Source organism: Mailhella sp. (genome assembly GCF_057866825.1).
In genome coordinates, this window is record NZ_DBMAHT010000072.1 from 1 (window position 1) to 9,415 (window position 9,415).

The window sequence follows — 9,415 nt, forward strand, 5'->3', positions numbered from 1 at the left end:
CGCTGGTGGTCTTCCACGGCATTGCCGCCGCCGTGATCAGCATGGCTCTTCTTGCCCTGAACACCTCCATTGCCGCCAACGGACAAGGCCCCTACGCCCTTTCGCTTCCTGCGGCGCAGCGCTTCGGCCGCGCCCGCACCATGGGCTTCTACAACGTGGCCATGCGCGTGGGACAGGTGCTCGGCCCCCTGAGCCTCGGCATCATGATGTCCGTGTGGAACGCGCAAACCGGTCTCACCATTCTTGCGGTCTTCACGCTCTGCTGCGCCCTGCTTTTTGCCGCACTCAGCTTTTCCCGCAAGACTCATTCACAGGAATCCTGATGCCCCGTCTGTTCATACGTCCCGCCGCATTGAGGCATAATCTCGCCGTGGTCAGCGAACGCTGCCGTCAGGCAGGCGCGTCGTGCATGTTCGTATTCAAGGAAGCGCCGCTGCATCCGCAGCTTGTTGCCGACATTCTTCGCGGAAGCTCCGTGCGCAGGCTCGGCCTCGTGGTCTGGCCGCATCACGCCTTTCCCCGACCAAGCGGCATGGAAATCCATCACGTCTATGCGCCCTCGCCCCTGTCGGCCGCCGAAACGTCCGAATGCGATGCCGTGTACGTCGATTCCCGTTTCGTCGTCCGCACGCTGGCGCAGGCACGACGCCGCACGCCGCAGCTCCGCATCTCGCTGGAAGTCGGAGACAGCAGAGACGGGGTTCTACCGGAAGAACTTCCTGCCCTGAGCGAAGAAATCAGGCGCTGCGGCTTTCCCCTGCGCGGGATCAGCGTCAATTTCGCCTGCCTGAGCTCGGAAGCGCCGGGACAGGCACAGCTTGCCTGCGCCCTCAACGCGCTCGATTCCATCCGTCCCCTCTGCCTGCCGGACGCCGACATTTCCGCAGGCGGCACGGACATGCTGGAATTTGCCGAACACAACAGCCTTCCTGCGGACGTGCGGGAAATCCGCTGCGGAACCGGAGTGACGCTCGGCTTGTATCCGCTTTCCGGCCGCGCCGTTCCCGACGCCAGACAGGACGCCTTCCGGCTGGAAACCACGGTTCTGGAATGCCGCGTCAAGAAAGGCCGCCTCATGGCGCTCGTCGATACGGGGACCTTTCACACCGCGCCGGAATGTCTGATTCCTCCTTTTCCCGGCATGACGTGCGCCGGAGCATCCTCCGCGTACGCCGCCTTCGACGTCACGAACTGCCCGGAACGCGTGCGCGAGGGCATGAATCTTTCCTTCGGGCTGGACTACCACGCGCTTTCCCGGGCGCTCTCGTCGCAGGGACTTGTTCTCGTCAAGGAGGACTCATGAACGATTTTCTCATGCGCAGTGCCGGCCCCGACGATCTGGACGAACTCGTTCGTCTGGAAAAGGCCGTGGAGCAGCGTCTGCCTAACCGCGACATGTTCGCCACGGACGACAGAGAATTCTACAAGCCCATCATCGAGGGGGCAGGCCATATTCTTCTTGCCTTTGACGGCGAAAACAAACTCGCCGGAGCAAGCATCATACGTTTTCCCGCTCCCGACGATCCAGAAAATCTCGGCCGTTCGATGTCTCTTCCCGAAAATGCGCTGGCCGACGTGCGGCATCTGGAATCCGTCTTCGTCCGGCCGGACATCCGCGGAAAGGGACTGGCGGAAAGGCTGATCCGCGAAAACATGCGCCTCACCGAACACTGCGGCCGCACCATTTCCATGGCCACGGTGTGGCCGGGAAACGCCGCCAGTCTCCGCCTCCATGTCCGTCTCGACCTGTACCTCCGAGGCTTCGCCCTGAAATACGGCGGCAAGCCGCGCTACATTCTCATGAGCGGAGGCACTCCTTCAAAAGACGCCAAGCCGGAACTTGCCGACGCGCTGGACACGGCGCGCAACTGCGCTCTGCTGAAGGCCGGACTTGCCGGCACGGCCGTGCTCCCGCTGCCGGACGGCGAACACGCCGCCGTGGAGTATCGCCCTCTCATCTTCTCCTGAAAACGCCGATCCACTTCCCCGAAACAGGCAGGACGGCAATGCCCTGTCTGCCGTCTCCCCCACCCGCGCCGAAAACACGCGGAGCTTGCTGCTGCCGTCCGCTCCGGGTCGCTTTGCGCCAAACAAGGGCCCGACTTTGCCTGTGCTGAACTGGGAAACTACGCCTCCGGAGAACGCGTTACGGAAAAAGTCCCGAGGCGTCAGCCCGGCCTCAGCGAACCTGTCCCGCATTTGCCCTGCACGATGGCGGAGCGCAGTCTTTTTCGTCAGGAAGGGAGCGACGCCCGACCGACGCCGCTCCCTTCCTGACAAAAAACGATGTTCCCTCTCGCCCGCTGTCCGACGCAAGGGCCGAGCTCTGCCGGATCACTCGGGCGCGCGACGGAAACAAAGCATGGTGATGTCGTCCGACTGCGGGGCCTTGCCGCGATACTTTTTCACTGCCGTCATCACGCCGTGCAGCACCTCGTCGGGAGAAGCCCCGCGCAAGTGTTCCAGCGTGGCGGCAATGCGCTCTTCGCCGAAAAGCTCCAATTTTTCGTTCATGGCTTCGGAAACGCCGTCGGTGTACAGCAGGCAGTATTCGCCGGGCGCAATCACGGCGTGACACGCCTCATAGTCGAGCCCCGGCATCGCGCCGACCAGCGGTCCGCTGGTTTCCGTGAGCATGCGCACCGGAACATCGGCATTCGGATTCACCACAAAGGGCGGACAATGCGCGCCGCTGGCGTAGTCCAGACGGCCCGTCGCGGGATCAAAAAGTCCGATGAACAGCGTGACGAACATGCAGGAAGGATTGTTTTCCGCAAGGCGCTCATTGATGCGCAGCATGGCTTCCGAGCACGACAGCCCCTCCGCCAGCGCATAGCGCACCAGCGTGACCGTCATGGACATGAACAGCGCCGCGGACACGCCCTTGTCGGACACGTCGCCGATGACCACGGCCTGCCGACCGTCCGGCGCGGTGAAGAAGTCGTACAGGTCGCCGCCCACTTCCTTGGCCGGCTCCAGAAACGCCGCTGCCGAGTAGCCGAGACTTTTCGGCGCACCGTCCGGCGGAGGCAGTATGCCCATCTGAATGTCGCGGGCGGCGTTCAGTTCGCCCTGAAGCCGCTGACGAACCGCCAGCGTATCTACCAGACGGCGGATGTTCTCATCCAGCGCCTTGACCATGTGCGCAAAGGCCCCGGCAAGCTGTCCCACTTCATCCTTTCTGTCCACGGACAGGCCTTCCACGATATCGTCGGAAAAGCCCACGCCCCGCTCGGAACTGAAATCTTCGCGGGCTATCTCCCTGGCCCTGCGCGTGAGCAGACGCAGCGGCGCAATGATGCGCATGGTCAGCACCAGCATGAGCATGAGACTCAGCGCCAGCAGCACGGCCGCCACCGCAAACAAATGCCGGGTCAGCATTTCCGCAGGGCCGTTGATGGAACTCAGCGGAATGGCGGCCGCCACGTACCAGTCCATGGCCTTGAAATAAGCCAGACGATACAGCACGGGATTCTCCGAGCCTTCCGTATCTCCTTCCTGCGCCTGTCCCCTGCCTGCCCGTTCCAGCACCTCCCTGGGAATCGACGCGAGCTGCATGGGATCGCCCTTGCCCGCCAGCACGCGCCCGTCGGACGAAACAACGGAAATGGACGCCCCCCGACTCAGCTCCAGCGTGTCCAGACGCTCCTGAATGCCGAGCGCCATGCGGCTTTCCAGCTGCTTCCGACTCTTTTCCGCGTCGGCCACGGGAGCGGCCAGCACCAGCGTGCCCCTGTTCCGAACCGGCATGAAGCAGACAAGCACGGGCAATTCCTGTCCGGCCTCTCCGGGCACGCGCACAACGGCGAACTGACCGTCGGCCACCGCCTCACGGTGCTCCAGCATGGAGTGCGTGGACTGTCCCTTAAAATCCTGCCTTCCGTCAGCCAGAACGAGATCCGTCAGCCTGCCCCCGAACACGGCTTTGCCGTTCATGTCGTAAAAGGCAAGGCTCAGGCCCTCGGCGTTCAGCGCCGCACTCCAGCGCTCAAGACTGGTCTTCTCCCCGTCGGTGCGCTCCTGCAGCAGCATGTCGCGCATCAGGACGGCATACTGACGCAGATCCTTCTTGGACTGCAGCACCGACTCCACCTCGGAAGTCAGCAGGTTCAGATACCGGACGCTGAGCCCGTCCTCCACCAGCATGACGGTGTTGACAAAGGCTTCCCTTTCCCTCTCCATGCCGCTTTCCAGCAGGCTCGCCCGGCTGTACAAAATGATGGGCACGGCCGCCAGACTGATGGCCGCCCCGACCAGAAGAAACAATTTTCTGCGCAGAGAAAAGTTCATAGATTTTCCTCCGCCATGCGCTGGAGCTTCTTGCGCAGGCCCTCGCGGGTGATGCCGAGCATTTCCGCAGCCTTCACCTTGCGTCCGCCCGCCTCTTCCAGCGCGCGGCGAATGAGCATCGCTTCCGCCTTCTGAAGATTGAGCGGCAGCTCCTCAAGTCCCCGCCTGACGGCGTTTTCCTGACGGCACAGATAGTCCCTGCCCGCTTCCGACTCCAGAATGCGGCTGGACAAATGGGAAAGCTCCACTACATTGCCCGGCGTAAGCGCGGCGGCGCGCTTCATTTCGTTGTTCAGTTCGCGCACGTTGCCCGGCCAGGCGTAGCGCAGCAGAAGTCCCTGCACCGCCGGGGAAAGCGAAAGCCGCTCCCGCCCCATTTCCGCGCAGTAGCGCTCAAGAAAAGACTGCGCCAGCAGCAGAATGTCGTCTCCGCGCTCGCAAAGCGGCGGCAGACGCAGCTCCACCACATTGACGCGATAGAAAAGATCCTCGCGAAAACGCCCTTCCTTCACGGCCTGTTCCAGATTGACGTTGGTGGCGGACACCAGAAGAATGTCCACAGGAATGGGATGCGCGCTGCCCACGCGCACGACTTCCCGCTGCTCCAGCACGCGCAGCAGCTTGGCCTGATTGGCAAGGCTCATTTCCGCAAGCTCGTCGAGAAACAGGGTGCCGCCGCTCGCTTCCTCTATCAGGCCCTTGCGGGAGGAAACTCCCGTGGCCACGCCCTTTTCTATGCCGAACATGGCGCTTTCAAAAAGCGTGTCCGGTATGGCCGTGCAGTTCACGGCAATGAACGGTCCGCGGCTGCGCGGCGACTGATGATGCAGGTACCGGGCCAGCACTTCCTTGCCCGTGCCCGTGGGCCCCAGAATGAGCGTGTTGATGGGACGACGCGCAATGGAGCGCGCAAGCTCAAACACCCGGCGCATGGGCTCGCTCTGGCCGATGATGCCATTTCCCGGAGAATACAGCGCCTCCACGCTCTTCTGCAGTTCATCGTTCTTCTGCACGAGCACCTTGTGCAGCGCCTCAAGTTCGGCGTTCTTCGTTCTGAGCTGCTGAATGAGCTGCGAATTCTGAAACTCACGCGCCTCCACGCGCACCAGCATCATGCCGAAGGCCTCGGCCAGACGCACCAGTTCGTCCGGGCCGGAGCCCGCGCGCGTAAGATCAAAGAGCCTGTCCGTATCGGCATGCTGTCCCAGAGCCAGCGCCCCGCAAAGATCCGTCAGCAACGGCAGCAGACTGTCCGTCTTCTTTTCCTCCACCGTCACAATCTCCTTATTTTTGTTCCAGGCTCTGCACCCAGCGCAGGACTTCGGCCACAGGACCTATGAGATCCTGGGGAATATACGCATTTTCCGTGCCGTCCCGATACAGCGCCCAGGCCAGAGGCACGTTGCGCATGATGGGAATGCCCTCCTGCTTTGCCACTTCCATCATGCGCTTGGCCAGCAGTCCTTCGCCCTTGGCCAGCACCACGGGAAGCGGCGTTCTGTTCTTTTCGTAATCCAGGGCCACGGCATAATGGGTGGGGTTGGTCACGAGCACCTTCGCCTTTCTTACGTTGTCGAGGGAGTTCTGGGCAAGCATTTCCTTGTGAAGCTGCTTGCGCTTGCTCTTGATGTGCGGGTCACCCTCGCTTTCCTTGAATTCCCGCTTGACTTCGTCCTTGCTCATCATGTGATTCTGATTGTACTTGTAGCGCTGATACAGATAATCCAGCGCCGCAATGACGCAGAACGCTCCGGCGGCGGTGAGCACCAGAGAGTTGACCGCCGCGCCGACAACCGTCCACATGGCGCCTATGCCGCTTTCGGGCATGCCGAACAGCATGGGCAGGTATTTTTTAAGAATGAAGAACACCACGCCGCCGAGCACGCCCACCTTGATGAGATTCTTGACGAGCTCAAACAGGTTCTTCATGGAAAACACTTTCTGGAACCACTTCTTGGGATCCAGGTTTTCCAGCTTGGGCATGGCGGCCTTGAAGGCGAAGAGCACGCCCGTCTGTGCCAGCGTTCCCGCCAGGGCCACGCCCATGACTATGCCCACCACCGGAGCCACCAGCATGACCGAGGAATGCACGACCAGAGGCACCGCCCTGGCCATGGCCTCATGAAAAGGCAGCGTGATGAACTCCATGGGCAGAAGCACCATGTCCCTGAGCAGAGAAAAAATGTTCCCGGCATTGGCGGCAAGATAGACTCCGACCGCCAGCGTGGTCAGCGCGGGAGCGATGTCCTGACTCCGGCACACATCGCCCTTTTCACGGGCTTCGCGCAATCGTTTCGGTGTCGGCTGTTCTGTTTTTTCGTCGCTCATGGCAGCAGCACCTGCAGATAGCGCAAATCGGAACCGAAGGAGTCAAACATGCTCACCGCTCCGGTCATGAGCATGCTGAAATAGAAAATAAGCAGCAGAGAGGCAAGGCCGCTCTTCACGGGCATGGCCAGCACGTACACGTTGAGCTGCGAGGCGAAGCGGTTGATGAGGCCGAGCGAAATGTCGGTGAGCAGACAGGCCACCACCACGGGCCCGGAAAGCAGCACCATGTCGAGGGCAAGATCGCTCACCTTTTTCGCAAAAAAGAGCGGCAGCGTCGGCTGCTGAAAAAACGTCGACGGCAGCAGGGACGCGACCGGCCAGAATTCATAGCTGGCGTACACCACGCCGAGAAAGGTCAGGAATGCTCCCGTGGAAAAGAACACGTACACGGCGCTCTGAAAAAAGAAAGAACCTGTGGGCGACGTCTGCTCTCCGGCCAGCGGATCGGTTTCCGTGGCCTGTCCCGCGCCGCGCTGGTTGTCGATGAAGAAGCCCGCGCACTGGATGGTCCAGAACATCATGCCCACAAGAAAGCCCATGAGCATGCCGAGAAACACTTCCTTGGCAATGAGCGCCCCCACATGCAGGCCCGAAGCGAGCGACAGCCCTTCCCAGAGCGGAATCTGAGCCAGCAGCATGGGGTGCAGCACCATGTAGCAGGCCAGCACGATGGTGAAGCGAAGCTGCCCCGTCACCAGCGTGCCGCCCATGAACGGCGCCGTCTGCATGAGCATGAAAAGACGCGGCGTTCCCAGAAGAAACGCCAGAAGATGCTCCTGCAGCGAATATCCCCAGAACAGACCGGTATCCAAAATTTCCCGCTCCCCAAACTTTTCCGACTTCTGCGCCCGCGCGCCCGTCTGCGCCTTACGTCAGAAGGCCGTCAGCGCCCTCTGCCCGCAGAGTGGCTCTTCCAGCACTGCTGCGCCCTTTCCGAGCCGCGCGCATCAGACGCCGCACCCTTCACAGCAGATAAAAACGGGTAAAGATTTCATCCGCATAGCGCAGTATCTGCCCCGACATCCAGCCGCCCAGCAAAAACAGCGTCAGCACCACGGCAATGAGCTTCACGCCGAAGGTGAGCGTCTGCTCCTGAAGCTGCGTCACCGCCTGCACAAGGCTGAGCACGATGCCGATGACCGAGGCGATGACGATGGGCGGCAGAGAAATCACAAGCACGAGATACAGCGCCTGCGAGGCATAATCCATGGCAATGCTGTTCATGCCCTTTCCCCTATATTCTGATGCGGCTCACGGGCTGCACCGAAATTTCCGGCGTCACTTCCTGATAGGCCATGACGGGCAGCTCGTAATACTTGCTTTCGATAAGACGCCGCACATAGCGCCGGATGTCCATGGACGCCATGAGCACGGGTTTCTGCGTGCTGCCCTTGTACTTGCCCGCGGCCTCGCCCACTGCCTGAACGATGCGCTGCGACGTGTTCGGATCCAGCGACAGGAACGCGCCCGCCGACGTCTGACGGATGGCCTTGCGTATGGTTTCCTCCAGCGAGGGATCCATGAGTATGGCCGGAAGCATGTTCTGCCCGCGGGAATACATGTAGCTTATCTGACGCTTGAGGGCGCTGCGCACGTATTCCGTGAGCATGACCACGTCCTTTTCCTTGGGGCTCCATTCAATGAGCGCCTCAAGAATGCTGCGCAGATCGCGGATGGAAATCTGTTCCTGCACCAGACGCTGGAATATTTCCGCAATGCGCTGCACGGGCAGAAGACGCGTCACCTCGCGCACCAGATCGGGAGCGCGTTCCTCCATGCGGTCGAGCAGGTATTTGCTCTCCTGCATGCCGAGGAAGCTCGACGCGTGCCGCGAAAGCAGCAGAGAAAGATGATAGGCCAGAATGCGGGCATGCGGCATGCAGCTTATGCCCGCCTGGTCCAGACGCGCCATGTCGGCCTCGGCCACCCACAGCGGATCCACGTCGGGCAGGAAGGGCTCGCCTTCCCGGTACGAGACGCCGAGCAGGTCCAGATTGACCTTCTTCTCCCGCACGATGACCATGCCCTTTTCCAGCTTGCCCCGCGCCATGGGAATCTCATTGAGATTGAGCACGTAGCCCAGCGAGGGAAGCGAAGGGTTCGGACGGATGTTGATGCCGGGGAACGGCACGCCGAGATCGAAGTACAGCGCGCGGCGAAGTCCGGAAAGTTCGCTGTTGAGCGAATCGTAATCCATGGATTCCCCGATGTCCGGCGCGATGTCCAGAATGATGGGAATGGTGGGCGCAAAATCGTCCTGCGGACCGGAAGCGGATCTGGGCTTTTTCTTCTCCGCCGCCGGAGCCAGGGAACGGGCCAGTTCCGCTTTGCCGTCCGGCTTTTCGGGGGCCGAGGCCAGGCGTTCGAGCACGTAGCCGAAGCCGCCCACGGCAAACGCCAGGGTGAAAAGCTGCGGCTTGGGGAAACCCGGAATGAGCGCAAAAAGAAAAATGAGTCCGCCCGCCATCTGCAGCGCCTTGGGCTGAGCAAAGAACTGCTGGCCTATCTGCGCGCCCACGTTGTCGTCGCTGTCGCCGGAACGGGTGATGAGAATGCCGGCCGAAATGGACACCAGAAGCGACGGAATCTGCGAAACCAGACCGTCGCCGATGGTAAGAATGCCGTAGGTGTGCAGGGCCTCGCCGGCCGTCATGCCGTGCTGCGTGATGCCGATGATGGTGCCGCCCACAATGTTGATGACGGCAATGATCATGCCCGCGATGCTGTCGCCCTTGACGAACTTCATGGCGCCGTCCATGGCGCCGTACATCTGGCTTTCGAGCTGCACGCGGTT

Annotated in this window: 8 protein-coding genes and 1 pseudogene; 3 read left to right on the forward strand and 6 right to left on the reverse strand. The window is 61.5% G+C overall.

Annotated elements, in window-relative coordinates; all coding sequences use genetic code 11:
* The 3 genes and pseudogenes from ACZM96_RS07455 to ACZM96_RS07465 all read left to right on the forward strand — a co-directional run.
* Positions 1–323, forward strand: a pseudogene (locus ACZM96_RS07455) (MFS transporter); the annotation flags it as partial.
* Complete coding sequence (locus ACZM96_RS07460) at positions 323–1,303, forward strand: alanine racemase (RefSeq protein ID WP_489488266.1); 981 nt, start codon at positions 323–325, stop codon at positions 1,301–1,303. The pseudogene ACZM96_RS07455 and the gene ACZM96_RS07460, both read left to right, overlap by 1 nt.
* Positions 1,300–1,968, forward strand: coding sequence for a GNAT family N-acetyltransferase (locus ACZM96_RS07465; RefSeq protein WP_489488268.1), 669 nt, complete (start codon positions 1,300–1,302; stop codon positions 1,966–1,968). The genes ACZM96_RS07460 and ACZM96_RS07465 overlap by 4 nt, the downstream gene beginning before the upstream one ends.
* A gap of 366 nt (positions 1,969–2,334) precedes the next feature.
* Here ACZM96_RS07465 and ACZM96_RS07470 read toward each other — a convergent pair whose 3' ends face one another.
* From ACZM96_RS07470 to ACZM96_RS07495, 6 genes are all read right to left on the reverse strand, one after another.
* Positions 2,335–4,290, reverse strand: coding sequence for a PP2C family protein-serine/threonine phosphatase (locus ACZM96_RS07470; RefSeq protein WP_489488270.1), 1,956 nt, complete (start codon positions 4,288–4,290; stop codon positions 2,335–2,337).
* Positions 4,287–5,567 carry a sigma-54 interaction domain-containing protein gene (locus tag ACZM96_RS07475; RefSeq protein ID WP_489488272.1) on the reverse strand — a complete coding sequence of 427 codons (1,281 nt, stop codon included), beginning with the start codon at positions 5,565–5,567 and terminating at the stop codon, positions 4,287–4,289. Before ACZM96_RS07475 ends, ACZM96_RS07470 begins: the two co-directional genes overlap by 4 nt.
* A 7-nt stretch (positions 5,568–5,574) precedes the next feature.
* Entirely contained in the window at positions 5,575–6,618 is a 1,044-nt protein-coding gene (gene sctU, locus ACZM96_RS07480) for a type III secretion system export apparatus subunit SctU (protein WP_489488274.1), read from the reverse strand.
* A complete protein-coding gene (sctT, locus tag ACZM96_RS07485) occupies positions 6,615–7,433 on the reverse strand; it encodes a type III secretion system export apparatus subunit SctT (protein ID WP_489488276.1) in 819 nt (272 codons plus the stop codon). The genes sctU and sctT overlap by 4 nt, the downstream gene beginning before the upstream one ends.
* Positions 7,434–7,584: 151 nt before the next feature.
* Positions 7,585–7,845 (reverse strand): type III secretion system export apparatus subunit SctS, encoded by a 261-nt coding sequence (sctS, locus tag ACZM96_RS07490; protein ID WP_294486092.1) that lies wholly within the window; start codon positions 7,843–7,845, stop codon positions 7,585–7,587.
* Positions 7,846–7,855: 10 nt separating this feature from the next.
* Positions 7,856–9,415 (reverse strand): FHIPEP family type III secretion protein (locus ACZM96_RS07495; protein WP_489488278.1); only part of this gene is annotated, 1,560 nt, incomplete at its 5' end.

Bases quoted from the DNA above. Each gene is read 5' to 3' on its own strand.
- ACZM96_RS07460 (WP_489488266.1), top strand. From the start codon at position 323: ATGCCCCGTCTGTTCATACGTCCCGCCGCATTGAGGCATAATCTCGCC.
- ACZM96_RS07465 (WP_489488268.1), top strand. From the start codon at position 1,300: ATGAACGATTTTCTCATGCGCAGTGCCGGCCCCGACGATCTGGACGAA.
- ACZM96_RS07470 (WP_489488270.1), bottom strand. From the start codon at position 4,290: ATGAACTTTTCTCTGCGCAGAAAATTGTTTCTTCTGGTCGGGGCGGCC.
- sctU (WP_489488274.1), bottom strand. From the start codon at position 6,618: ATGAGCGACGAAAAAACAGAACAGCCGACACCGAAACGATTGCGCGAA.
- sctS (WP_294486092.1), bottom strand. From the start codon at position 7,845: ATGAACAGCATTGCCATGGATTATGCCTCGCAGGCGCTGTATCTCGTG.